Source organism: Modestobacter marinus, from assembly GCF_011758655.1.
GTDB lineage: Bacteria > Actinomycetota > Actinomycetes > Mycobacteriales > Geodermatophilaceae > Modestobacter > Modestobacter marinus.
The window spans coordinates 1,094,599-1,118,576 of the sequence record NZ_JAAMPA010000001.1 but is presented as its reverse complement, the minus strand read 5'-3'; the positions used below and the strand labels follow the sequence as shown (position 1 = coordinate 1,118,576).

Below are 23,978 nucleotides of genomic sequence, written 5' to 3'. Positions count from 1 at the left end.
TGAGAACTGCACAGTGGACGCGAGCATCTTGTAATCATTTGTTCTGGATATCCGCGCTCATCCACGTACACCGCTCCTCGTCTTCCCTGGGTTCGCCCGGGGTGGGGGTGTGGTTGTGGTGGGTGGGCGTGGGTGTTGTGTGTGGTCAAGTTGTTAAGGGCACACGGTGGATGCCTGGGCACCAGGAGCCGATGAAGGACGTAGGAGGCTGCGATAAGCCTCGGGGAGCTGTCAACCGAGCGTTGATCCGAGGATTTCCGAATGGGGGAACCCCGCACCAGTCATGTGGTGTGACCCGCGCCTGAACACATAGGGCGTGTGGAGGGAACGTGGGGAAGTGAAACATCTCAGTACCCACAGGAAGAGAAAACAACCGTGATTCCGTGAGTAGTGGCGAGCGAAAGCGGATGAGGCTAAACCGATCGCATGCCAAGCCGGCAGGCGTTGTGTGGTCGGGGTCGTGGGACGACTCAGATGGTTCTGCCGAACTGTCAGGGAGTCAGAAAGTCATGGGTTAGTGGAAGGCCTCTGGAAGGGGTCGCCGTAGAGGGTGAGAGCCCCGTACACGAAAACTCATGGCCTCCCGAGTCGTATCCCAAGTAGCACCGAGCCCGTGAAATTCGGTGTGAATCTGGCGGGACCACCCGCTAAGCCTAAATACTCCCTGGTGACCGATAGCGGACAAGTACCGTGAGGGAAAGGTGAAAAGTACCCCGGGAGGGGAGTGAAATAGTACCTGAAACCGTGTGCCTACAAGCCGTGAGAGCCTTATGTCCTTCGGGGCAGGGGTGATTGCGTGCCTTTTGAAGAATGAGCCTGCGAGTTAGCGGTACGTGGCGAGGTTAACCCGTGTGGGGTAGCCGTAGCGAAAGCGAGTCCGAACAGGGCGATTCCAGTCGCGTGCTCTAGACCCGAAGCCGAGTGATCTACCCATGGCCAGGTTGAAGCGCGGGTAAGACCGCGTGGAGGACCGAACCCACTTAGGTTGAAAACTGAGGGGATGAGCTGTGGGTAGGGGTGAAAGGCCAATCAAACTCGGTGATAGCTGGTTCTCCCCGAAATGCATTTAGGTGCAGCGTCACGTGTTTCTTGCCGGAGGTAGAGCACTGGATGGTCTAGGGGCCCCACAAGGTTACTGAAATCAACCAAACTCCGAATGCCGGTAAGTGAGAGCGTGGCAGTGAGACTGCGGGCGATAAGGTTCGTAGTCGAGAGGGAAACAGCCCAGATCATCAGCTAAGGCCCCTAAGCGTGTGCTAAGTGGAAAAGGATGTGGAGTCGCAGTGACAACCAGGAGGTTGGCTTAGAAGCAGCCACCCTTGAAAGAGTGCGTAATAGCTCACTGGTCAAGTGGTTCCGCGCCGACAATGTAGCGGGGCTCAAGCACACCGCCGAAGCTGTGGCATTCACACGAGCCCGTCGTCTCCCTTCGGGGTGGCGGCCAGGTGTGTGGATGGGTAGGGGAGCGTCGTGTGGCGGTGGAAGCGGCGGAGTGATCCAGCCGTGGACGCCACACGAGTGAGAATGCAGGCATGAGTAGCGAAAGGGGAGTGAGAAACTCCCCCGCCGGATGACCAAGGGTTCCTGGGCCAGGCTAATCCGCCCAGGGTGAGTCGGGACCTAAGGCGAGGCCGACAGGCGTAGTCGATGGACAACGGGTTGATATTCCCGTACCCGCGAAAGAACGCCCATGCTGAACCCAGCGATACTAACCGCCCAAAGCCGGTGACTGACCTTCGGGTCTGATCCGGGGGAGCGCGGGACCTGGACTGGTAGTAGGCAAGCGATGGGGTGACGCAGGAAGGTAGTCCTACCGGTGAGTGGTAGTACCGGTGCAAGGGTGTGGCCCGCGATGTAGGTAAATCCGCATCGCATCCAGGGTGAGGCCCGATGCATAGCCGATTGAGGCGAATTGGATGATCCTATGCTGCCGAGAAAAGCCTCTAGCGAGTTCTTAGCGGCCCGTACCCCAAACCAACTCAGGTGGTCAGGTAGAGAATACCAAGGCGATCGAGCGAACTGTGGTTAAGGAACTCGGCAAAATGCCCCCGTAACTTCGGGAGAAGGGGGGCCATCTGCTGTGAACCGCCTTGCGCGGGGCAGCGGTGGGTGGCCGCAGAGACCAGTGAGAAGCGACTGTTTACTAAAAACACAGGTCCGTGCGAAGTCGAAAGACGATGTATACGGACTGACGCCTGCCCGGTGCTGGAACGTTAAGGGGACGGGTTAGCCGCAAGGCGAAGCTCAGAACTCAAGCGCCAGTAAACGGCGGTGGTAACTATAACCATCCTAAGGTAGCGAAATTCCTTGTCGGGTAAGTTCCGACCTGCACGAATGGCGTAACGACTTCTCAGCTGTCTCAACCACAGGCTCGGCGAAATTGCACTACGAGTAAAGATGCTCGTTACGCGCGGCAGGACGGAAAGACCCCGGGACCTTCACTATAGCTTGATATTGGTGTTCGGTTCGGCTTGTGTAGGATAGGTGGGAGACTGTGAAGCGGGCACGCCAGTGTTCGTGGAGTCATCGTTGAAATACCACTCTGGTCGAATTGGATGTCTAACCTCGGTCCGTGATCCGGATCAGGGACAGTGTCAGGTGGGTAGTTTAACTGGGGCGGTTGCCTCCCAAAATGTAACGGAGGCGCCCAAAGGTTCCCTCAGCCTGGTTGGCAATCAGGTGTCGAGTGCAAGTGCACAAGGGAGCTTGACTGCGAGACCGACGGGTCGAGCAGGAGCGAAAGCTGGGACTAGTGACCCGGCACCGGCATGTGGAAGCGGTGTCGCTCAACGGATAAAAGGTACCCCGGGGATAACAGGCTGATCTTCCCCAAGAGTCCATATCGACGGGATGGTTTGGCACCTCGATGTCGGCTCGTCGCATCCTGGGGCTGGAGTAGGTCCCAAGGGTTGGGCTGTTCGCCCATTAAAGCGGCACGCGAGCTGGGTTTAGAACGTCGTGAGACAGTTCGGTCCCTATCCGCCGCGCGCGTAAGAGACTTGAGAAGAGCTGTCCCTAGTACGAGAGGACCGGGACGGACGAACCTCTGGTGTGCCAGTTGTTCCGCCAGGAGCACTGCTGGTTGGCTACGTTCGGCAGGGATAACCGCTGAAAGCATCTAAGCGGGAAGCTCGCTTCGAGATGAGGTCTCTCACCGGGTCAACCGGGTAAGGCCCCCGCCCAGACCAGCGGGTTGATAGGCCGGAAGTGGAAGCGGCGCAAGTCGTGGAGCTGACCGGTACTAATAGGCCGAGGGCTTGACCACATACTCATCCAGCCCATTAGCAAGATGAATGCCGCGTCCACTGTGCAGCTCTGAAGGTATGGAACCCCGTGTTCCAGCCCCTTCAGCACCCAGCTCCGCCCCCACCGGCGGATGAATGGGTGCGGGGTACATCTTCACAGTGTTACGGCGGTCATGGCGAAAGGGAAACGCCCGGTCTCATTCCGAACCCGGAAGCTAAGCCTTTCAGCGCCGATGGTACTGCCCGGGGGACCGGGTGGGAGAGTAGGACGCCGCCGGACATAACTCCCAGGACGGGGTCACAGCTACGGCTGTGGCCCCGTTCCTGCATTTCTGGGTCGAGCTGGAATCGGTGAGTCCCCAGGTGGGGGCACCGAATCGTCAGTGGAGCTATTCGCCTCAGGAGACGCCGAACGGCCGGCGCCCTCTGGGCGTCCGGCCGTCGGGGTCGGGGGTGGTCAGGGGACCGCGCGTCGGAGCCCCAGGTACCCGAGCGCAGCGAGCGCGAGCAGGGCGACCGCGGGGAAGCCGAGCGCGAAGAACTCGACCGAGCGATCGGCCAGCCATGCCCACATGTCCCCCCATGCCCGGCGCCAGGTGAGCAGCAGGACGACTGCGCCGATGCCGACGATGAGGGCGGCTGTGAGCGCGTAGACGCCCGTCGTCCCCCAGCGCTTGAACAGCACGCCCAGACCGATGCCGGCGAAGGCGCACGCGGCCATCGGGACGGCGAAGACAGCGACCTGCAGGGCCGGGTTCCCGACGTCCACGGGCCCGGGAGCCCAGAACTCGAGCCCGACTCCCCAGCCGGCAGTGGCGTTCTCGACCGCGGTCAGCCCGGTCAGGACGACGCCGTAGACGACCGCCTGGACGACGGCGACCAGCGCCGTCCCCAGGTAGAAGACCCGCCGGCTGAGGCTGAGCCCCATCGCCAGGGGGAACACCATCGTCACCGCTTGGATGAAGGTGATCAGCACCGTGATGTACAGGGCCGCCAGGCCTCCGGTGGTCGCGCCGCCCGCGGCGGCGTCCACGTCGCCCAGGCCCCAGACCGCCAGGTTCACGGCGAAGGCGAGTGCGACGATGGCCCAGGCGATGCCGATGGACGCCAGTGGGTTGATGAGCTGGAGGCGGGCGGCGCCGAGGACGCGGTTCATCGGGGGGCTCCCTGCAGTGCGGCGTGGTCGGCGGTCGACGGGGCGGGGGGCTGGGCAGCGGCGAGGCTCATGGCGACCACCAGTCGTTGGATCGAGGTCTGTTCCACGGTCAGGCCGAGGGCGGCGGCGTCCTGCCGGGCGGTCGCCGCCCTGGTCCGGACCACGGCCCGGGCCTGCCCGGCGATCGACTCGTGCTGCAGCACGTCGTGGGCGGCGCCGAAGGTGCTCACCTGCGCGGCCGGGCCGGAGACCGTCAGCGCCGTGGCCCGGAGCGTCTCCGCGTCCGCGTCGAGCAGGAGCCGGCCACGGTCGATGAGCAGCACGTGCTCCAGCAGGTCGCTGATCTCCTCGATGAGGTGCGTGGAGAGCAGGATCGTGCGGGGGTGCTCGGCGTAGTCGGCCAGCAGCCGGTCGTAGAACAGCTGCCGTGCGACGGCGTCCAGGCCCAGGTAGGGCTCGTCGAACAGGGTGACCGGCGCTCGCGAGGCCAGGCCCAGGACGATGCCGACCGCCGAGTTCATGCCCCGGGACAGCTTCTTGATCGGCCGCTTGCGGGGGAGGTCGAAGTCGGCGAGTAACTGGTCGGCGAGCGACTGGTCCCAGTGCGGGTACAGGTGGGCGGCCGCGGAGACGGCGTCGCAGACCCGGAAGTGGTCCGGGTACCGCTGACCCTCCTTGATGAAGCACATGCGACTGAGCACGCCGTCGTTCTCGTACGGCGCCGCCCCGAGCACGGTCACCCGGCCCGCGGTGGGCACGCGGTGGCCGGTGAGCAGCTGCATGAGCGTGGTCTTCCCGGCACCGTTCCGGCCCAGCAGGCCGGTGATCGTGTCCGCCCGCACCGAGGTGGAGACGTCGGTCAGTGCGGTGTGGCCGCGGAAGCGCATGGTGACGCCCTCGAGCGTGGCGGCGGCGGTCACGACCGGCCTCCCCGCTCGCGCAGCAGCTGGACGATCTCGGCGACGCTGATGCCGACCTTGTCGGCCTCGGCCAGCAGGGGCGTGAGGTACTGCTCGGCGAACTCGCTGCGGCGCCGCTTGAGCAGCTGCTCGCGAGCGCCGGTGGCGACGAACATCCCGACTCCTCGTCTCTTGTAGAGGACCCCGTCGGTCACCAGCTGGTTCAGGCCCTTGGCTGCGGTCGCGGGGTTGATGCGGTGGAAGGCGGCCAGCTCGTTGGACGAGGGCGCCTGGCTCTCCTCGGCGAGGGAGCCGTCGACGATCGCGTCCGCGAGCTGGGTCGCGATCTGCCGGAAGATGGGGCCGGCGTCCTCGTTCACCCCGGCCCACGCCCAGTCGAGTGCGCTGGTTCGTTACTCATGTAATGAACCATAGAACTCGCGGCGCATGTCGCACAAGTGCCGGCAACGTGACCGTCACACGGGCCGGTTACGTTCCTGACTCCGCCGGCCCGCCGACGTCAGGAGGACGACGCCCGTGTTGCTGTCCCCGCACGAGCAGGAGCGGCTGATGCTCAGCTACGCCGCCGAGCTCGCCCGCCGCCGTCAGGCCCGGGGCCTCAAGCTGAACCTCCCCGAGGCCACCGCGATCGTCACCGACCACGTGCTTGAGGGCGCCCGGGACGGCGAGCTGGTCACCGACCTGATGCAGTCCGGCCGCACCGTGCTGACCCGGGACGACGTGATGGACGGCGTCCCCGAGCTGCTGGAGGAGGTGCAGGTGGAGGCGACCTTCCCGGACGGGACGAAGCTGGTGACCGTCCACCAACCCATCCCGTGAGCGCCGGCGAGCGCGACTGCCGGGTGCAGCCCGTGGTCCCCGGCGAGGTCATCCCCGCCGAGGGCGTCATCGAGACGCTCCCCGGCGTGCCGCGGGTCGAGCTGGCGGTGCACAACAGCGGCGACCGGCCGGTCCAGGTCGGCTCGCACTTCCACTTCGCCCAGGCCAACCGGGCGTTGGAGTTCGACCGGGACGCTGCCCACGGCCACCGGCTGGACATCGCCGCCGGCACGGCCGTCCGGTTCGAGCCGGGCATCCGGCGCACGGTCACCCTCGTCCCGCTGGCCGGCGCGCGCGTCGTCCCGGGTCTCACGTCGGAAGGTGGACTCGGCTGATGGTGCAGTTGTCCCGCGAGCGGTACGCCCAGCTGTACGGCCCCACGGTCGGCGACCGGATCCGGCTGGCCGACACCGACCTGCTCATCGAGGTCACCGAGGACCGCTGCGGTGGCCCCGGGCTGGCCGGTGAGGAGGCGGTGTTCGGCGGCGGCAAGGTCATCCGCGAGTCGATGGGGCAGGGGCGGGCGACCCGAGCCGAGGGCGCGCCCGACCTGGTGATCACCGGCGCGGTCGTGCTGGACCACTGGGGCGTCGTCAAGGCCGACGTCGGCGTCCGGGACGGCCGGATCGTGGCACTGGGCAAGGCCGGCAACCCCGACACGATGGACGGCGTCCACCCCGACCTGGTCATCGGTCCCGGCACGGAGGTGCTCGCCGGCAACGGCAAGGTCCTCACCGCCGGCGGCATCGACTGCCACGTGCACTTCATCTGCCCGCAGATCGTGCCGACGGCGATCGGCTCGGGCATCACCACGATGATCGGCGGCGGCACCGGGCCGGCCGAGGGCTCCAAGGCCACCACGATCACCCCCGGCGACTGGTACCTGGCCCGGATGCTCGAGGCGATGGACGGGATGCCGGTCAACGTCGCGCTGCTCGGCAAGGGCAACACCGTCTCGGTCGACTCGCTGGAGGAGCAGCTGCGGGCCGGTGCCAGCGGGTTCAAGCTGCACGAGGACTGGGGCTCCACGCCGGCCGCGATCGACGCCGCGCTCACCGTCGCCGGGCGCAACGGCGTCCCGGTCGCGCTGCACTCCGACACCCTCAACGAGGCCGGGTTCGTTGAGGACACCCTGGCCGCGATCGCCGGCCGGAGCATCCACGCGTACCACACCGAGGGTGCCGGGGGCGGCCACGCACCGGACATCATCACCGTCGCCGGGCACCCCAACGTGCTGCCGAGCAGCACGAACCCCACCCGGCCGCACACCGTGAACACCCTCGACGAGCACCTCGACATGCTCATGGTCTGCCACCACCTGGACAGCTCCGTGCCCGAGGACCTGGCGTTCGCGGAGAGCCGGATCCGGCCGACGACGATCGCCGCCGAGGACCTGCTGCACGACCTCGGCGCCATCTCGATGATCGGCTCCGACGCGCAGGCGATGGGCCGGGTCGGCGAGGTCGTGATGCGCACCTGGCAGACCGCGCACGTGATGAAGCGCCGCCGCGGTTCGCTGGCCGGCGACGGGGCGGCGGACAACCTGCGGGCCCGCCGGTACGTCGCCAAGTACACGATCTGCCCCGCGGTGGCGCACGGCATCGACGGCGAGGTCGGGTCGGTGGAGCCGGGCAAGCTCGCCGACCTGGTGCTCTGGGACCCGGGGACCTTCGGCGTCCGGCCGCACGTCGTGCTCAAGGGCGGGATGATCGCCTGGGGCCAGATGGGGGATGCGAACGCGTCGATCCCCACCCCGCAGCCGGTGCTGCCGCGGCCGATGTTCGGCGCGTACGGCCGGGTGCCGGCGCAGACGTCGGTGCACTTCGTCGCCCCGGCCGCGCTGGAGGCCGGGCTGGCCGATCGGCTCGAGGTCGACCGGCGGCTGGTGGCGGTCACCGACACCACCCGGCTGGGGAAGGCGGACATGCCGGAGAACACCGCGCTGCCGGAGATCCGCGTCGACCCGGACACCTTCACGGTCTCGGTGGACGGCGAGGTCTGGGAGCCCGACCCGGTGCGCGAGCTGCCCATGGCCCAGCGCTACTTCCTCTTCTGATGGCCGGCTCCCGATGACGGCTCTCCCGATGGCCGGCTCCCGATGACGGCGGCGCTGCTCACCCTCGCCGACTCGCGGCTGCCCGCCGGAGGGCACACCCACTCCGGCGGCGTGGAACAGGCGATCACGGCCGGGGTGCTCACCGACCCCGGCTCGCTGGCGGTCTTCCTCCGCCGGCGGCTGGCCACCTCGGGCGCCGTCGCCGCGGGGCTCGCCGCGGCCGCGTGCCGGGCGGTGGACGCCGCCGACCCGGTGACCGCGCTCGGCGCGCTGGACGCGGAGGCCGACGCCCGCACCCCCTCCCCGGCGCTGCGCGCGGCCTCCCGGCAGCAGGGGCGCGGCCTGGTCCGGGTCGGCAGCCGCGCCTGGCCGCACCCGGCCTGGGCGGCGCTGCCGGGGCAGCCGCACCACCCGCTGGCGCTCGGGGTCGCCGCGGCGACCGGTGGCCTGACCCCGCGGGACGCCGCGCACGCCGCGGCGTACCTCTCGATCAGCGGGCCGGCGACCGCCGCGCAGCGGTTGCTGGCGATGGACCCGATCACCGTGGCCGCGGTGACCGCCCGGCTGGCCCCGGAGGTCGACCAGGTCGCCGACGCGTCGACGTCGGGCCTGCCCGCCGCCACCGACCCGCTCCTGGACCTGCTCGCCGAGGTGCACGCGGCCCGCGCGGACCGCTTCTTCGCCTCATGACCACTGGCCCCATCACCCTCACTGGGAGTGCACATGCCACCTGACCACCGGATCGACGACTACGTGGACCCGTACACCCCGGAGCACCGGCACTCCCCGGGAGGAGGGCACGGCCCGCTGCGGGTCGGCCTCGGCGGCCCGGTCGGCTCGGGGAAGACCGCCCTGGCCGCCGCGCTGTGCCGCACGCTGGGCACCGAGTACGACCTCGCCGTCGTCACCAACGACATCTACACGACCGAGGACGCCGACTTCCTGCGCCGCAACGCCGTGCTCCCCGACGACCGGATCGAGGCGGTGCAGACCGGCTGCTGCCCGCACACCGCGATCCGCGACGACATCACCGCCAACCTCGACGCGGTAGAGCTGCTGGAGTCCCGGCACCCCGGCCTGGAGCTGGTCTTCGTCGAGTCCGGCGGGGACAACCTGACCGCGTCGTTCAGCTACGGGCTGGTCGACGTCCAGGTGTTCGTGGTCGACGTCGCCGGCGGGGACAAGGTGCCGCGCAAGGGCGGCCCGGGGGTGACCGCCTCGGACCTCCTGGTGGTCAACAAGACCGACCTCGCGCCGCTGGTCGGGGCCGACCTGGGCGTGATGCGCCGCGACTCCGACGCCGTCCGGGGCGACAAGCCCACGCTGCTGATCTCGCTGCGCGAGGACCCGGCGGCCACCGAGGTGGCCGAGTGGGTGCGGGAGCAGGTGCGCGCGAGGGCGTTGCAGACGGCGCCGTGAGGACGCGCGTGGAGGTGGTCGCCCGCTGCGACGCGCGTGGGCGCACGGTCCTGCCGGTCGTGCGCGCCAGCGGCCAGCTGGCCGTGCGGCGCACCGGCCCCGCCTCCGTGCACCTGGTCGCGACGGCGTTCGGCCCGCTGGGCGGGGACGACGCGGAGATCCGGCTGGTGGTGGAGTCCGGCGCCCGGCTCAGCGTCCACTCGGTCGCCGCGGCCGTCGTGCTGCCGGCCCGCGGGGAGTCCCCGCCGTCCCGGCAGGTGGTCCGCGCGGAGGTCGCGGGCGTGCTGCACCTGGCGCCGGAGCCGACGGTGGTCACCGCGCGGGCCGACCACCGGGCCGAGCTGCACGCGCAGCTGGCCGAGGGCGGCGAGCTGACCGCCACGGAGCAGGTGCTGCTCGGCCGGACGGGCGAGGAGCCCGGGCGCTGGACGGGCACCACCCGGGTCGAGCGGGACGGCCGGCCGTTGCTGCAGACCACGGTCGGTCTCGGCCCCGGGGCGCCGGCCTGGCTGCCGCCGGTCGCCCCCCGGGCCTACGTCTCCACGGTGTCGATCGGCTCCACGGTGGGGATCAGCGACCCGCGGCCCGAGGTGGCGACCGGGGTGGACGCCGTCCGGCTGCCGCTGCCCGGCGGCTGGGTGGGCACGGCCTGGGCCGAGGAATTGCACGAGGCGGTGGCGGGGCTGGCTGCGGTCACCCCCGCGGTCGCCGACGAGCTGGTGGAGGTGGCGCGGTGAACGGGTCGCTGGTCGTCCGGGCGCAGCGGGTGGTGCTGCCCGACGGGGAGCGACCGGCCGCGGTGCACGTGCAGGACGGCGTCGTCGTCGCCGTCACCGGCTTCGACGAGGTCGACGGCACGGTGGTCACCCTCGCCGACGACGAGGTGCTGCTGCCGGGGCTGGTCGACAGCCACGTGCACGTCAACGAGCCGGGGCGCACCGAGTGGGAGGGGTTCGCCTCGGCGACCCGGGCGGCGGCGGCCGGCGGGATCACCACGATCGTCGACATGCCGCTGAACTCGATCCCGCCCACCGTCGACGTGCCGGCGTTGCACGTGAAACGCGCGGTGGCCGAGGGGCAGGTCAGCGTGGACGTCGCCTTCTGGGGTGGCGCCGTCCCCGGCAACGCCGAGGAGCTGCCGCGGCTGCTCGACGCCGGCGCGGTGGGCGTGAAGTGCTTCCTGCTCGACTCCGGCGTGCCGGAGTTCCCCCCGCTGGACGACGCCGGCCTGCGGGCCGCGCTCACCGAGCTCGCCGCGGTCGACGGCCTGCTCATCGCGCACTGCGAGGACGAGGACGTCATCACCGCCGCCCCGCAGCCGGGTGGGCGGCGCTACGCCGACTTCCTCGCCTCCCGGCCGGGTGCTGCGGAGGAGACGGCGATCGGCCGGCTCATCGCCGCGGCCCGGGACACCGGTGCCCGGGTGCACGTCGTCCACCTGGCCGATGCCGGGGCGCTGCCGATGCTGCGCGCCGCCCGGGCCGACGGGGTGCGGATCACCGTCGAGACCTGCCCGCACTACCTGACCTTCAGCGCCGAGGAGGTGCCCGACGGCGACACCGCGTTCAAGTGCTGCCCGCCGATCCGGGAGGCCGGGCACCGGGAGGCGCTCTGGCAGGCGCTGGCCGACGGGGACGTCGACCTGGTGGTCAGCGACCACTCGCCGTGCACGCCGGAGCTCAAGCGGCTGGACGTCGGCGACTTCGCCCTGGCCTGGGGCGGCATCGCCGGGCTGCAGGTGACCCTGCCGGTGGTGTGGAGCGGGGCCCGGGCGCGCGGGTACGGGCTCGGCGACGTCGTCCGGTGGATGTCGGCCGCGCCGGCGCAGCTGGCCGGGCTCCCCGGCAAGGGTGCGATCGCGGTGGGCAGGGACGCCGACCTGGTGGCGTTCGCCCCCGACGAGCCCTGGCGGGTGGCCCAGCTGCACCACCGCAACCCGGTGACGCCCTACGCGGGCCGGGAGCTCACCGGGGTGGTCCGCCGCACCTGGCTGCGCGGGCAGCCGCTGGTCGACGGGGGTGCTGCCCTCGGCCGGTTGCTGAGCAGAGGGGAGCGGTGAACCGGCCGCGCCGGTCCACCCCGGTGGGTCAGCTGCGCTGCTCGCCCTCCTCGCGGGCGGCGTCGTCGAGCACCTGCGGGTCGTCCTGGACGCCGCCGGCGGGGTCGGCGTTGCCGAGGGCCGTCTCGGCGGGGAGCTGCTCGACGTGCTGCTGGGCGCGGGCCTTCAGGTCGTCGTCAGGGCTGGTCACGGGTCCTCCTGGGTGGTCGCTCCGGTCAGGTCGTCCACGCCCTACCCCCGCCGTGCCACAGTGACCCGCGCCCACCTCGATCCGTCTGGAGACCGATGACCGGCCCCGCCGCTCCCGAGCCCGCCTTCCTCGCCCTCCCCGACCTCGCCCGCCGCGACCTCGGCGGCGCCGTCGTCGCGGCGAACGACGAGTTCTTCGCCGCCCGGGAGAACCTGGTGCTGCCGCACCCGGCCGTGCCGCGCACCGAGTTCGGGCACAAGGGCAAGGAGTACGACGGCTGGGAGACCCGGCGCCGGCGCAGCCCCGGGCACGACTGGGCGATCGTGCGGCTCGGCGCGCCGGGGGTCGTGGCCGGCGTCGTCGTCGACACCGCGTTCTTCACCGGCAACTACCCGTCGCAGGCCTCGCTGGAGGGCGCCGCGGTCGAGGGGCACCCGTCGGTGGAGGAGCTGGCGCGCGCGGACTGGCAGCCCTTGCTGCCGCTCGTCGACCTCGCCGGGGACACCGCCAACGCCTTCGCCGTCGACTCCGACCGGCGGTACACGCACGTGCGGCTGGCCATCCACCCCGACGGCGGGGTGGCCCGGCTGCGGGTGCACGGCACGGTCGTCGTCGACCCGCGGCTGGTCGACGCCGGCCCGTTCGACCTGGCCGCCCTGGAGAACGGCGGGCGGGTCACGGGGGTGAGCAACGCCCACTACGGCAGCCCGCACCAGCTGATCGGCCAGGGGACGGCCCGGTCGATGGGCGAGGGCTGGGAGAACGCCCGCCGCCGCGGTCCGGGCAACGACTGGGTCGACGTCGAGCTGGCCTGCGAGGGCGTGGTGACCCTCGCCGAGCTGGACACCTCGTGGTTCCTCGGCAACGCCCCGGGGAAGGCGTCGCTCACCGGCCGCACCGCCGACGGTGCGGAGGTCGTGCTGCTGCCGCGCACCCGGCTGCAGCCGGACACCCGGCACCGGTTCGTGCTCGACGGGGACGCCGGGGTCAGCAGCGTGCGGCTGGACGTCTTCCCCGACGGCGGGATGGCCCGGCTGCGGCTGTGGGGCCGGCCGACCACCGCCGGGCGCGCGGCGTTGGGCCGTCGCTGGTTCGACGCGCTGCCCGACGTCCCGGCGCTGGAGGTGCTGGGCTCCCTCGGCGTCGAGCCCGCCGAGGCGGGCCGGGTCGTCGGCGGCCGTCCGCTGTCCGGTGACCTGCCGCCCGCGGTCCGGGGGCTGGTCGACGGCCTGGCCTGAGGTCCCGGGGCGGGGCGCCGGCTCCCCCGGGGCGCGCCCCGTGGTGCCGACGGTCCGGGCGTGGCACGGCTGGGACGGCCCGCCGTGGGTCCCGGCGGGCCGTCCCGATGCCATGTCCGCCGATCCGCTGGGGGAGCCCCGGGCGACGGCGGTGGCGTGGCGCCCCGGCAGCGGTCCCGGGGCGCCGGCCGGTCAGGAGCGGCTGGTGACCAGTCGACGACCGGCCACGGCAGCGGCCGCCAGCCCGGCCATCGAGACCGCGACCAGCGGCAGCGGCAGCTCGTCGTCGGCCAGCCCGGCGTCGCCGCCCGGGACACCACTGGGTGCCGAGGCGGTGCCCGAGGTGGTCTGGGTGGCGAACTGGTAGCCGGCGTCCTCGGAGCCGTAGGCGTACACGGTGGTCGTGGTGCCCTCGGCCAGGTCCAGGTCGACCGGCTCGACGGCGACCGTGTCGGTCCCGGTCAGCGCCGCGTCCGCGCTGACCACGGCGGGGTCGACGACGAGGACCTCCTCGTCCGGGTTCGCCAGCCCGGTCACGACCGGCACCCCGTCGGCCCGGACGTCGACCGCCGGTGCCGCCGCGACGTGCCGCACCACCAGACGGGACTGCCCCGCCGGGACGACGGAGACGTCGTTGACGAACGGCACCAGCGTCGGGGTGCCGTCCTCGGCGAGGAACGCGGTGACGGTGGCGTCCAGGCCGGGGGTGAGCGCCACGTCGGCCAGCTCGGCGGTCGGCTCGTCGGCGAGCGGGTCGGCGTCCACCGGGAAGATCTCCAGGTCGTAGTCGCCGACCGGCAGCGTCAACGGGTCGGTCAGCGTCCCCGGCTCGAAGTCGGCGATCAGCTCCTCGCCGTTGGCGTAGACGTCCACCGGCACGTCCGGGATGGCGTGCAGGACGGTCACCGTGGCGACGTCGGTCGCGGGGTCGGCCTCCGCGGCCAGCGCCGGTGCGGCGCCGGCGCCCACGACCAGGGCTCCGGCCGTGCCGGTGACCAGGGTGAGCGTTCGGGTCCTGCGCATGATCGTTCCTTCCGCCGGGGACAGGTCTGCGCCCGTCCGGGTGCCCAGCGGCCCCGGACGGACGCATGACGATCGTGTTGCGGACCGCATCGGTGCAGGTCAGCGGCCGGAGGAGAGGCCCCCGACCCCGGCGTGTCGCCGGCCGCTCGTCCCCGGTCAGGTCCCCGTGAGGTGCTCCGGCCGCACCGGCACCCGGGTCAGCGGGAGGCCGGTCGCGGCGCGGATGGCGGCCAGCACCGCGGGGCCGGAGGAGATGTTGGGCGCCTCGCCGACCCCGCGCAGGCCGTAGGGGGCGTGCGGGTCGGCGTACTCGAGGACCTCGATGCGCATCGGCGGCATGTCCAGGATGGTCGGGATCAGGTAGTCGGTGAACGACGGGTTCCGCACCTTGCCGTCCTTGATGAGGATCTCCTCCATCACCGCCAGCCCGAGGCCCTGCGCGGTGCCGCCCTGGATCTGGCCGACCACCGCCTGCGGGTTGATCGCCTTGCCGACGTCCTGGGTGCAGGCCATCTCGACCACCTTGACCAGCCCGAGCTCGGTGTCGACGTCGACGACGGCGCGGTGGGCGGAGAAGGCGTACTGCACGTGCGCGAACCCCTGGCCGGTCTCCGGGTCGATCGCCTCGGTGGGGCGGTGCCGCCACTCCAGCGTCTCCTCCAGCACGTCGTCGCCGAGCACGTCGACCAGCGGGACGGCGATGCCCTCCGCGTCGGACACCACGAGGCCACCGGCCAGCCGCAGGTCGGGAACGGTCCGTCCCACCAGCTGCTCCGCCCGGGCGAGCACCTGCCCGCGCACCTCCTCGCAGGCGGCCTTCACCGCCCCGCCGGTGACGTAGGTCTGCCGGGACGCCGAGGTGGACCCGGCCGAGCCGACGGTGGTGTCCTTGGGGTGCACGGTCACCTGGTCGACGCCGAGCTCGGTGCGGGCGATCTGCTGTTCCACGGTGACCAGCCCCTGGCCGACCTCCGCCGCCGCGGTGTGCACGGTCGCGGTCGCCTCGCCGCCGACCACCTCCAGGCGCACCCGGGCGGTGGAGTGGTCGTCGTACCCCTCGGAGAAGGCGACGTTCTTGTACGCCACGGCGTAGCCGACGCCGCGCCGCACGCCCTCCCCGTGGGTGGTGTTGGAGACGCCGCCGGGCATGTCCCGCAGGTCGACGTCGCCGTGGTCGGCGGGGGCCGGCATCGGCATCGCCTCCAGCCGGCGCAGCAGCTCGGCCACCGGGGCGGGGCTGTCGATCACCTGGCCGGTGGGGGTGGCCGAGCCCTCCTCCATCGCGTTGCGGCAGCGCAGCTCCACCGGGTCCATCCCCAGCTCGGCGGCGAGCGCGTCCATCTGCGACTCGTAGGCGAAGGCGGTCTGCACCGACCCGAACCCGCGCATGGCCCCGCACGGCGGGTTGTTCGTGTACGCGCCGTAGCAGTCGACGTGCACGTTGGGGACGACGTAGGGGCCGATCCCCATCGTCCCGCCGTTGCCCACCACGGCCGGCGTGCTGGAGGCGTAGGCGCCGCCGTCGAAGTAGATCGAGGCCTTGACGTAGACCAGCTGCCCGTCGCGGGTCGCCCCGTGCTCGTAGCGCATGGTGGCCGGGTGCCGGTGCACGTGGCCGAAGAACGACTCCTCGCGGTTGTAGGACATCTTCACCGGCCGGCCCGTGCGCAGGGCCAGCAGGCAGGCGTGCACGTGCATCGACAGGTCCTCCCGGCCGCCGAACGCGCCGCCGACGCCGGCCAGGCTGAGCCGGACCTGCTCCGGCGGCAGGCCGAGGGCGGAGCAGATCTGCCGCTGGTCGACGTGCAGCCACTGGGTGGCGACGTAGAGCTCGACGCCGCCGTCCTCGGCCGGGACGGCGAGCCCGGACTCCGGCCCCAGGAAGGCCTGGTCCTGCATGCCCACCTCGTACTCCCCGACGACCACCACCTCGGCGGTGGGCTCGGGGTTCCCGGTGCGGACCTTGAGGTGCCGGACCAGGTTGCCCTCCGGGTGCAGGTGCGCGCTCTCCCGGCTCAGCTCGGTGACCTCGGGCGTGGAGTCGTGGACCATGTTCCAGGTCGGGTGCCCCAGGGCGGTGCGCGCGTCGGTGACCGGCTCCCACACGTCGTAGTCGACCCGGATGAGCGCCGCGGCCCGCCGCGCGGTGTCCGGGTGGTCGGCGGCGACCAGCGCGACCGGTTCGCCCTGGTAGCGGACGACGTCCACGGCGAGCACCGGCTGGTCGGCCAGCTCCAGGCCGTAGACCTTCTCCCCGGGCACGTCGTCGGCGGTCAGCACCGCGGAGACGCCCGGCAGGGCGGCCGCGGCGCTGGTGTCGATGGCGCGGATGCGGGCGTAGGGGTGCGGGCTCCGCAGCGTCACCCCCCAGAGCATGTCCGACATCCACAGGTCGCTGCCGTAGGCGAACTCGCCGCGGACCTTCAGGACGCCGTCGGGGCGCACGGCGTCGGCGCCCACCCCGCCACCGCCGCCGGAGCCGGTCAGGTGCGCCGGCGCACCGGTCGGGGTGCGGGTCGGGGTGCTCATCGGTCGCCTCCGGCCTCGGTACCGGCCCCGGCGGCGGTGCCGGCCATCCGGTCGGCGGCCAGCCGGACGGCGTCCAGGATCTTCTCGTATCCGGTGCAGCGGCACAGGTTGCCGGCCAGCGCCTCGCGGGTCTCCGCGTCGCTGGGCCGCCCGTGCCGGGTGATGAGGTCGTGGGTGGCCACCAGCAGGCCGGGGGTGCAGAAGCCGCACTGGACGGCGCCGGCGTCGACGAAGGCCTGCTGCACCGGGTGCAGCGCGTCGGCGTCGGCCAGGGCCTCGACCGTGCCGACCTCCCGGCCCTCGGCCTGCCCCGCGGCGACCAGGCACGCGCACACCGGCAGCCCGTCGAGGTAGACCGTGCAGGAGCCGCACTCGCCCTGCTCGCAGGCGTTCTTCGACCCGGGCAGCCCCATCCGCTCGCGCAGCACGTAGAGCAGGCTCTCGCCCTCCCAGACGTCGTCCACCTGCTGCTCGGTGCCGTTGACGGTGCAGGTCAGACGCACGTCAGACCTCCTTCGCGGAGTCGTTGCCGGATGCGGTGCGGTGCTCGGCCCAGGCCCAGGTGAGCGTGCGGCGGGCCATCACCGACAGGGCGTGCAGGCGGTAGCCGGCGGTGCCGCGGACGTCGTCGATCGGTGCCGCGCTGCCGGCCACCAGCTCACCGAACCGGGCGGCGAGCCCGGCCGGCAGTTCGGCCCGGGACTCCCACAGCCCGGCGGCGTCGAGCTCGCCGGCCAGGAACTCCTCGGCGGCCGGGGCGCGGCGGGGCGTGGGCGCGGCGGACCCGATGCCGGTGCCGACCGTGCGGCGGTCCGGGTGCAGCGCCAGGCCGAAGGCGGCGACGGCGATGACCATGGCGTTGCGGGTGCCGATCTTGCTGTACTGCTGCGGGCCGCTCGGCGGGGTGATGTGCACGGCGGCGACGAGCTCGTCGGCGTCCATCGCGTTGCGCTTGGGGCCGGTGTAGAAGTCGGTGACCGGGATCCGCCGGCTGCCGCGGACCGACGCCACCTCGACCACGGCGTCGGCGGCCAGCAGGGCGGGGTGCGCGTCGCCGGCCGGGGAGGCGGTGGCCAGGTTGCCGCCGACCGTGCCCCGGTTGCGGATCTGCGGGGAACCGATCGTCCGGGCGGCCATCGCCAGGCCGGGCAGCCGGTCGCCGAGCTCGGTGATGACCCGGGCGTAGCTGACCCCGGCGCCGAGCCGGACCGCGTGCTCCTCGGTGGTCCACTCCCGCAGGTCGGCGACCCGGGTCAGGTCCAGCAGCTGCGCCGGCCGCAGGTGCCCGAAGTTGATGCCGACCATGACGTCGGTGCCGCCGCAGATCGGGACGGCGTCGGGGTGGGCGGCTCTCGCCTCCAGGGCCTCGGCCCAGGTGGTGGGCTGCAGGAACTCCATGGTCGGGTCTGACCTCCGGTGCAGGGGACGGTCACGGTAACCCCGGTTCGTCACGGGCGGATGACGAACAGTGCGCGCCGGTCACGGCCGGGTGAGGACGACGAGCTGCTGCGTCGCCCGGGTCATCGCCACGTAGCGGTCGACCGCCTCCTCGATGCCCCCGCCGGGATCCGCCGGTTCGACCAGGACGACGAGGTCGAACTCCAGCCCCGTGACCAGCTCCGGGGTCAGCGACCGGACCCGGGGCCCGGTCCAGGACGACGGAGCGCCGACGACGCACGCCGTCCCCTCGTCGTGGGCGGCGAGCCAGCTCTCCAGGACCGTGTCCAGTTCCGCGACGGGCCCGTACCGGACCGGCACGCCGGTGCGACGGACCGAGGTCGGCACGTTGGCGTCCGGCAGGACGGCCCGGATGACCGGCTCGGCCGCGGCCATGACCTCCACCGGGGTCCGGTAGTTGACGGTCAGCGACGCGACGCGGACCCGGTCGAGCCCGACCCGCGCCAGCCGCTCCGGCCAGGACCCGGTGAACCCGTGCCGCGCCTGGGCCCGGTCCCCGACGACGGTGAAGCTGCGGGACGGGCAGCGGAGCAGCAGCATCTGCCACTCGGCGTCGGTCAGCTCCTGGGCCTCGTCCACCACCACGTGCGCGAACGGGCCGGCCAGCGCGTCCGGCTCGGCGGTGGGCAGGGCGGCGTCGTCGACCAGGGCGTCCCGCAGGTCCTGCTGGCGCAGGCTCGTCACCAGGCCCTCGCCGTCGTCGTCGGCCTCGATCAGCCGGTCGATGACGTCGGCCATCCGCGCCCGGTCGGCGGCGACGAGCGCGTCGCGCCGGCGGCGGCGGCGCGAGGCGCCCGGGTCGCCGAGCCGCTGCCGGGCGGCGTCCAGGAACGGCAGGTCGGCCGTCGTCCAGGCGCGGGCGTCCGCCCGCTGCAGCGCCCGGACGTCGGCGGGGCCGAGCTGGGGGGCGCACCGGCGCAGGTAGGCCGGCACCGACCACAGGTCACCGACCACGTCGGCCGCGTGGAGCACCGGCCAGGCCCGGTCGAAGGCCGTGCGCAGCTCCCGGTCCTGCTCCAGCGACCGCCGGAGCAGGTCGGGCGGGACGTCGTCGTGGCCGTCCCCCAGGATGGCGAGCAGGCCCTCCCAGACCTGGTCGCGCGCCTCGTTGTGCGGCGTGCCGGGCTCGGCGGCGTCGAACGCCTCGGCCCAGTCGGCGGGGCCGAGGTCGACCTCCGACCAGGGCGTCTCGACGGTCAGTGCCCGCCGGGGTGGCTCCTCGGAGAACCGGACGGCGGCCTCGACCACCGCCTCCACGTCCAGGCCGGCCTTGAGGCGGGCGACCCCCGGGTCGGTCTCCACCGCGGCCGTGGCGCCCTCGGGCACCAGGTCCCGCAGGGTGCAGGTGCGCACCCCGTCCTCGCCCAGGCCGGGCAGGACGTCGGCCACGTAGGACAGGTAGGGCTGGTGCGGCCCGACCACCAGCACCCCGCCCCGGCCGGCGTCGACGTGCGGGTCGGACCAGAGCAGGTAGGCGGCACGGTGCAGGGCGACGACGGTCTTGCCCGTCCCCGGGCCGCCGTCGACGACCAGGGTGCCGGCGGACCCCGCGCGGATGATCGCGTCCTGGTCGGCCTGGATGGTGCCGAGCACGTCGCGCATCCGGGCCGACCGGCTGCTGCCCAGGCCGGCGAGGAAGGCGGACTGGTCGTCCAGGGCAGCGTGCCCCTCGAGCCCGTCGGCGGTGAACACCTCGTCCCACCAGTCGCTGACCCGGCCGCGGGTCCAGCGGTAGCGGCGGCGGCTCACCAGGCCCATCGGGTCGGCGTGGGTGGCGCCGAAGAACGGCTCGGCCGCGGGGGAGCGCCAGTCGACCAGCAGCCGGCTCCCCGCGCCGTCGGTGAGGCCGAGCCGCCCGACGTACACCGGCTCGGGGTCGTCGGCGCGGACCATGCGGCCCAGGCAGAGGTCGAGGCCGAACCGACGCAGCGTGCGCAGCCTGGTGGCGAGCCGGTGCACCTCCAGGTCGCGGTTCAGCGCGGCCTCACCCGTGCCGCCGGGCGCCCGGCGCTCGGCGGCGAGGCGGTCGGACAGGTCGGCGATGGACGCCGCGAGGCCGGTCGCGAGGGCGGCGAAGTGCTGCTCGTCGGCGGCGATCAGCTCCGGGTCGGCCTTGGCGAGGAGGCGGTCGGGGAGGTCGAAGGCGCTGGTGGTGGTCAGCGGGGGCACGTGGTCAGCTCCGTCCCTGGTGGCGCAGCCGGACCATCCGTGCAGGTCAGAGCCGCGGTCAGCGAGTCTGCGGCACCCCCGGGGGCTTGCCGCAAGCCCCCGGGTGCGCTATAGCTTGGAACTGGCGGGAGAGGCTGCCCGGACACACGCCGGACACGACCGGGCGGCAGGATGCGCAGGGTGCAGACCGCTGACCTGCTCGTGCGCGACGCCGAGCTGATCGCCACCGTCGACGACGCCCGCCGCGAGCTGCCCGGGGGGTGGGTCGCGATCACCGACGGCGTGGTCAGCGCCCTCGGCGGCCCGGGCGACCCGCAGCCCGACGCCGTCCGCCGGGTCGACGGGCGTGGCTGCCTGGTGACGCCCGGGCTGGTGAACACCCACCACCACCTGTACCAGAACCTGACCCGCGCCTACGCCCCCGCGCTGAGCGGTGGGCTGTTCGACTGGCTGGTCACCCTGTACCCGCTGTGGGCGCGGCTGGACGAGGAGGCGGCGCACGTCAGCGCGTTCGTCGGGCTCGCCGAGCTGGCGTTGTCCGGCTGCACGACGTCGACCGACCACCTGTACGTGCACCCGCGCGGCGCCGGCGACCTGATCTCCGCCGAGGTGGCCGCGGCCCGCGAGCTCGGCGTCCGGTTCTCGCCCACCCGCGGCTCGATGTCGCTGTCCGTCAAGGACGGCGGCTTGCCCCCGGACTCGGTCGTGCAGGACGACGACGAGGTCCTGGCCGACTCCCAGCGGCTGGTGCAGCTCCACCACGACCGGTCGCCCACCGCGATGACCCGGATCGCGCTCGCCCCGTGCTCGCCGTTCAGCGTCTCGCCCGCGCTCATGCGCCGGACGGCGGAGCTCGCCGAGTCCCTCGACGTCCGGCTGCACACCCACCTCGCCGAGACCCGGGACGAGGACGCCTTCTGCCTGGCGACCTTCGGCCGGCGCCCGGTCGACCACCTCGACGACGTCGGCTGGATGACCGACCGGACGTGGCTGGCGCACGTGGTGTGGCCGGACGCCGCCGAGGTCACCCGGCTGGGCGCGGCCCGGGTCGGCGCGGCGCACTGCCCGTCGTCGAACATGGTCCTGGGCAGCGGGCTGGCCCCGGTCGCCGAGCTGCGGGCGGTGGGCGCCCCGGTCGGGCTGGGCGTCGACGGCTCCGCGTCGGCGGACTCCGCGTCGCTGTGGCTGGAGGCCCGCACCGCGATGCTGCAGGGCAAGCTCCGGCACGGCGCCGCGGCGATGTCGGCCCGGGACGCGCTGGAGATGGCCACCCGCGGCGGCGCCGCCTGCCTGGGCCGGGCCGGCGAGATCGGTCAGCTGTCCGTCGGTGCCTGCGGGGACCTGGCGATCTGGTCGCTGGAGGGCGTGCGGTTCGCCGGCGCGCTGTCGGACCCGGTGGAGGCGTGGCTGCGCTGCGGCCCGGTGTCCGCGCGGGACACCGTCGTGGCGGGGCGGTTCGTCGTCGAGGACGGCGCCGTCCTCCACCCCGGGCTCGACGAGCAGCTCGCCGTCCACCGGCGGGTGTCCCAGCGGCTCCAGGCGCCGCTCGGCTGAGCGGCGCCTGGACTCAGCTGGAGAGCTGGCCGCGGACCACCGAGACGCCGGAGTGCGTGGGGTCGCCGTCCAGCGGCTCCACCGAGACGTCGACCAGCGGGTAGGCCGACAGGTCCAGGCCGTCGGGCAGCGGCAGCACCGTCGCACCCCGCTGGACGACACCGACCGGCACCATCCGCTGCGCGTCGGACTGCAGCAGCCACACCTCGTAGTAGCCGTCGTCCAGCGCCGGCACGTCGAGGTCGACCTGCAGCTCGCGGGTCCCGCCCGACTCCCGGACCTCGGCGGTGCCCGATGCGATCTGCTCCGGCAGCGGGTCGAGCCCGGCCTGGGCGAGCACCGTGCCCTCCGGACCGTCCTGGGTGACCGCGACGGCGCCGGCACCGATGAGCCCGCCCACCAGCACGGCGGCGGCCAGCGGCAGCCACCGGGCCGCCGGCCGGCGGGCCGACCGCGCCGGGAACTGCACGACGGTGGCCCCGGCCGACCGGGACGCGTGCGTCTCCTCGGCGGACGGCGCGGGCACGGGGACGTCAGGGGACCCGCCGGCCTCGACCAGGGCCGGGCGCGGGGAGGCGGCGACCCCGGTCGCCGCGGCGATGGCGGCCCAGACCTGCGGCGGCGGGGCCACCGCCTGGGTCGGCGCGGCCAGCGCGGGGACGGCGAGGACCTCGACGCTGCGGCGCAGCGAGGCGACCTCCTGCTCGCACTCGGCGCAGTCGGTCAGGTGCGCGGCGCACTCCGGCGGCGGCTGCTCGCCGAGGGCGGCCAGCGCCAGCTCGTCAGGATCGCAGTGCTGCACCGTCCACCTCCAAGCGGTCTCGCAGGCGCTCCAGGGTGCGTCTGATGTGGCTCTTCACGGTGCCCAGCGGGATGCCGGTGCGTGCCGCGATCTGTGCATGGGTCAGGTCCTCGAAGAACGCGAGCTCGATGATGCTTCGTTGCGGCTGGCCGATCCGGTTCAGCTCGCCCAGCAGGAGGACCCGGTCGGCCACCTCGGTGGCCAGCTCGCTGCCCGGGTCGGCGGTGGGGGCCGAGCGGGCCTCGCTCGCGGCCGCCTCGGTCGACCGACGCTGCCGTTCCCGCTTGGCCCAGGTGTCGGCGATCTTGTGCCGGCAGACGCCCACCAGCCAGGCCGGGAGGGGCCCCTGGTCGGGACGGTAGCGGCTGCGCCCGGTCCAGGCCGAGATGAAGGTCTGCTGGGTGACGTCCTCGGCGTCGGGGCCGGGGCCGAAAGCCCGCACCGCCATGCCGTGCACCTGCGCCGCCCATCGTTCGTAGGCCCAGGCGAGGGCCTGCTCGTCGCCGTCGGCGAAGCGCCGCGCGACCTCGCTGTCGTCGGGCTCGGCGCTCTGGTGCACCGGGCCCCGGGTGGTTGGCACGTCAGCGACCGTACCCAGGGGTGGCAGCCGGACGGCCAGGAGGCTCATGGGAGTGGTTCGGCAACGACGACCACGTTGTCGCGGTAGCTGCGGAGCTCGGGGATGAACGGGCCGCCGCAGGTGACCAGCACCAGCCGGGGCGGCCCCTCCCGGCCGAAGATGGTGTCCAGCGGCAGGGCCTGCTTGGTGATCAGCTCCCGGGAGACCACCTGCCAGCGGGTCTCCGCGCCGTTCGCGCCGGTGACCACGACGACGTCACCGACCTCGGCGGTGCGCAGCGGGGCCAGGGCGCCGAGCCCCTGCTCCCGGTCGTCGACGTGCCCGGCCAGGACGGCGGAGCCGGCGTCCCCGGGGACGGGCCCGAAGCGGTACCAGCCGACCCGGTCCACGTCCTCCGGCAGCTCCATCTGGCCGTCGGGCGCCACGCCCACCGGGTCGAGCGGGGCGTCCACGCCCCGGGCCGGCACGCTGAGCCGGACCGGGGCCGGCACCGGTGCGGCCACGGTGGGCGCCGCGTCCCGCGTGGTCACCGGTGGGAGGTCCAGTGCAGGCGCCGACGGCGGCACCGCCCCGGAGGGGGACGGTGCCGCCGTCGGCGAGGGTGCCGTCGCCGAGGGCGACGGCGCGTCGAGCGCCTGCTGCACCGTGCTGCCCGCCGTCGCTTCGGGCCGGGTCAGCGCCCAGGTGACCGGTGTCCCGATCGCCAGGGCGAGGCCCAGGACCACCACGACGACGGAACTGCGCACGGTGCTGCCTCTGCT

General features: G+C 72.8%; 21 protein-coding genes and 2 rRNA genes. 11 read left to right on the top strand and 12 right to left on the bottom strand.

The window, feature by feature from the left end; all coding sequences use genetic code 11:
• Window positions 1-143 precede the first annotated feature (143 nt).
• Together FB380_RS05215 and rrf are read left to right on the top strand one after the other, a co-directional pair.
• Window positions 144-3,265: ribosomal RNA gene (locus FB380_RS05215) — 23S ribosomal RNA — on the top strand.
• Window positions 3,266-3,408: 143 nt separating this feature from the next.
• Window positions 3,409-3,525 (top strand): 5S ribosomal RNA (rrf, locus tag FB380_RS05210).
• Between the two features lie 177 nt (window positions 3,526-3,702).
• Here rrf and FB380_RS05205 read toward each other — a convergent pair.
• Genes FB380_RS05205 through FB380_RS05195 form a run of 3 tightly spaced genes read right to left on the bottom strand, consistent with a single transcriptional unit; the run spans window position 3,703 to window position 5,680 of the window.
• Window positions 3,703-4,401: an ABC transporter permease gene (locus FB380_RS05205; protein WP_166754150.1), complete on the bottom strand. Its 699-nt coding sequence runs from the start codon at window positions 4,399-4,401 to the stop codon at window positions 3,703-3,705.
• On the bottom strand, window positions 4,398-5,321 hold the full coding sequence (locus FB380_RS05200) for an ABC transporter ATP-binding protein (RefSeq protein WP_229681997.1): 924 nt from the start codon (window positions 5,319-5,321) through the stop codon (window positions 4,398-4,400). The genes FB380_RS05205 and FB380_RS05200 overlap by 4 nt, the downstream gene beginning before the upstream one ends.
• Window positions 5,318-5,680, bottom strand: coding sequence for a GntR family transcriptional regulator (locus tag FB380_RS05195; RefSeq protein ID WP_166754149.1), 363 nt, complete (start codon window positions 5,678-5,680; stop codon window positions 5,318-5,320). Before FB380_RS05195 ends, FB380_RS05200 begins: the two co-directional genes overlap by 4 nt.
• Before the next feature lie 157 nt (window positions 5,681-5,837).
• Here FB380_RS05195 and FB380_RS05190 point away from each other — a divergent pair, with 157 nt between their 5' ends.
• Genes FB380_RS05190 through allB form a run of 7 tightly spaced genes read left to right on the top strand, consistent with a single transcriptional unit; the run spans window position 5,838 to window position 11,674 of the window.
• Window positions 5,838-6,140 (top strand): urease subunit gamma, encoded by a 303-nt coding sequence (locus FB380_RS05190; RefSeq protein ID WP_166754148.1) that lies wholly within the window; start codon window positions 5,838-5,840, stop codon window positions 6,138-6,140.
• Window positions 6,137-6,475, top strand: coding sequence for an urease subunit beta (locus FB380_RS05185; protein WP_229681996.1), 339 nt, complete (start codon window positions 6,137-6,139; stop codon window positions 6,473-6,475). The genes FB380_RS05190 and FB380_RS05185 overlap by 4 nt, the downstream gene beginning before the upstream one ends.
• Window positions 6,475-8,196 carry an urease subunit alpha gene (locus FB380_RS05180; RefSeq protein WP_166754147.1) on the top strand — a complete coding sequence of 574 codons (1,722 nt, stop codon included), beginning with the start codon at window positions 6,475-6,477 and terminating at the stop codon, window positions 8,194-8,196. The genes FB380_RS05185 and FB380_RS05180 overlap by 1 nt, the downstream gene beginning before the upstream one ends.
• Before the next feature lie 42 nt (window positions 8,197-8,238).
• The gene (locus FB380_RS05175) at window positions 8,239-8,886 is read left to right on the top strand and encodes an urease accessory protein UreF (RefSeq protein WP_166754146.1); all 648 of its coding nucleotides are present in this window, start codon (window positions 8,239-8,241) and stop codon (window positions 8,884-8,886) included.
• 33 nt (window positions 8,887-8,919) lie between these two features.
• Window positions 8,920-9,615, top strand: a complete 696-nt coding sequence (gene ureG / locus FB380_RS05170; RefSeq protein WP_166754145.1) for an urease accessory protein UreG — start codon at window positions 8,920-8,922, stop codon at window positions 9,613-9,615.
• A complete protein-coding gene (locus FB380_RS05165) occupies window positions 9,612-10,352 on the top strand; it encodes an urease accessory protein UreD (RefSeq protein ID WP_166754144.1) in 741 nt (246 codons plus the stop codon). Before ureG ends, FB380_RS05165 begins: the two co-directional genes overlap by 4 nt.
• Complete coding sequence (allB, locus tag FB380_RS05160) at window positions 10,349-11,674, top strand: allantoinase AllB (RefSeq protein ID WP_166754143.1); 1,326 nt, start codon at window positions 10,349-10,351, stop codon at window positions 11,672-11,674. Before FB380_RS05165 ends, allB begins: the two co-directional genes overlap by 4 nt.
• A 28-nt stretch (window positions 11,675-11,702) precedes the next feature.
• Here allB and FB380_RS05155 read toward each other — a convergent pair whose 3' ends face one another.
• Window positions 11,703-11,864, bottom strand: coding sequence for a hypothetical protein (locus FB380_RS05155; protein ID WP_166754142.1), 162 nt, complete (start codon window positions 11,862-11,864; stop codon window positions 11,703-11,705).
• A 95-nt stretch (window positions 11,865-11,959) separates the two neighbouring features.
• Here FB380_RS05155 and alc point away from each other — a divergent pair, with 95 nt between their 5' ends.
• Complete coding sequence (gene alc, locus FB380_RS05150) at window positions 11,960-13,102, top strand: allantoicase (protein ID WP_166754141.1); 1,143 nt, start codon at window positions 11,960-11,962, stop codon at window positions 13,100-13,102.
• A 192-nt stretch (window positions 13,103-13,294) separates the two neighbouring features.
• Here the strand turns inward: alc and FB380_RS05145 are convergent, their stop codons facing one another.
• The 5 genes from FB380_RS05145 to helR form a co-directional block, all read right to left on the bottom strand.
• Entirely contained in the window at window positions 13,295-14,125 is an 831-nt protein-coding gene (locus FB380_RS05145) for a DUF4397 domain-containing protein (RefSeq protein WP_166754140.1), read from the bottom strand.
• Window positions 14,126-14,281: 156 nt separating this feature from the next.
• Window positions 14,282-16,654 (bottom strand): xanthine dehydrogenase subunit D, encoded by a 2,373-nt coding sequence (pucD, locus tag FB380_RS05140; RefSeq protein ID WP_208382756.1) that lies wholly within the window; start codon window positions 16,652-16,654, stop codon window positions 14,282-14,284.
• Window positions 16,651-17,157: a (2Fe-2S)-binding protein gene (locus FB380_RS05135; RefSeq protein WP_166754139.1), complete on the bottom strand. Its 507-nt coding sequence runs from the start codon at window positions 17,155-17,157 to the stop codon at window positions 16,651-16,653. Before FB380_RS05135 ends, pucD begins: the two co-directional genes overlap by 4 nt.
• Before the next feature lies 1 nt (window position 17,158).
• Window positions 17,159-18,052, bottom strand: coding sequence for an FAD binding domain-containing protein (locus tag FB380_RS05130; protein ID WP_166754138.1), 894 nt, complete (start codon window positions 18,050-18,052; stop codon window positions 17,159-17,161).
• Window positions 18,053-18,133: 81 nt separating this feature from the next.
• A complete protein-coding gene (gene helR, locus FB380_RS05125) occupies window positions 18,134-20,281 on the bottom strand; it encodes an RNA polymerase recycling motor ATPase HelR (RefSeq protein ID WP_166754137.1) in 2,148 nt (715 codons plus the stop codon).
• Between the two features lie 180 nt (window positions 20,282-20,461).
• On the opposite strand from helR, the gene FB380_RS05120 reads away from it, so the two are divergent.
• Window positions 20,462-21,835, top strand: coding sequence for an 8-oxoguanine deaminase (locus FB380_RS05120; RefSeq protein ID WP_229681994.1), 1,374 nt, complete (start codon window positions 20,462-20,464; stop codon window positions 21,833-21,835).
• A gap of 13 nt (window positions 21,836-21,848) precedes the next feature.
• On the opposite strand, the gene FB380_RS05115 is transcribed toward FB380_RS05120, so the two are convergent.
• The 3 genes from FB380_RS05115 to FB380_RS05105 are packed head-to-tail and all read right to left on the bottom strand — an operon-like array spanning window position 21,849 to window position 23,963.
• Window positions 21,849-22,637, bottom strand: coding sequence for an anti-sigma factor (locus FB380_RS05115; protein ID WP_166754135.1), 789 nt, complete (start codon window positions 22,635-22,637; stop codon window positions 21,849-21,851).
• Window positions 22,618-23,217, bottom strand: a complete 600-nt coding sequence (locus tag FB380_RS05110; RefSeq protein WP_229681993.1) for an RNA polymerase sigma factor — start codon at window positions 23,215-23,217, stop codon at window positions 22,618-22,620. Before FB380_RS05110 ends, FB380_RS05115 begins: the two co-directional genes overlap by 20 nt.
• A 44-nt stretch (window positions 23,218-23,261) precedes the next feature.
• Window positions 23,262-23,963, bottom strand: a complete 702-nt coding sequence (locus tag FB380_RS05105) for a class F sortase (RefSeq protein ID WP_166754133.1) — start codon at window positions 23,961-23,963, stop codon at window positions 23,262-23,264.
• Window positions 23,964-23,978 lie beyond the last annotated feature (15 nt).

Coding starts and splice junctions, on each gene's coding strand:
- FB380_RS05130 (WP_166754138.1), bottom strand. CDS start 18,052: ATGGAGTTCCTGCAGCCCACCACCTGGGCCGAGGCCCTGGAGGCGAGA.
- FB380_RS05145 (WP_166754140.1), bottom strand. CDS start 14,125: ATGCGCAGGACCCGAACGCTCACCCTGGTCACCGGCACGGCCGGAGCC.
- alc (WP_166754141.1), top strand. CDS start 11,960: ATGACCGGCCCCGCCGCTCCCGAGCCCGCCTTCCTCGCCCTCCCCGAC.
- FB380_RS05180 (WP_166754147.1), top strand. CDS start 6,475: ATGGTGCAGTTGTCCCGCGAGCGGTACGCCCAGCTGTACGGCCCCACG.
- FB380_RS05175 (WP_166754146.1), top strand. CDS start 8,239: ATGACGGCGGCGCTGCTCACCCTCGCCGACTCGCGGCTGCCCGCCGGA.
- ureG (WP_166754145.1), top strand. CDS start 8,920: ATGCCACCTGACCACCGGATCGACGACTACGTGGACCCGTACACCCCG.
- pucD (WP_208382756.1), bottom strand. CDS start 16,654: ATGAGCACCCCGACCCGCACCCCGACCGGTGCGCCGGCGCACCTGACC.
- FB380_RS05205 (WP_166754150.1), bottom strand. CDS start 4,401: ATGAACCGCGTCCTCGGCGCCGCCCGCCTCCAGCTCATCAACCCACTG.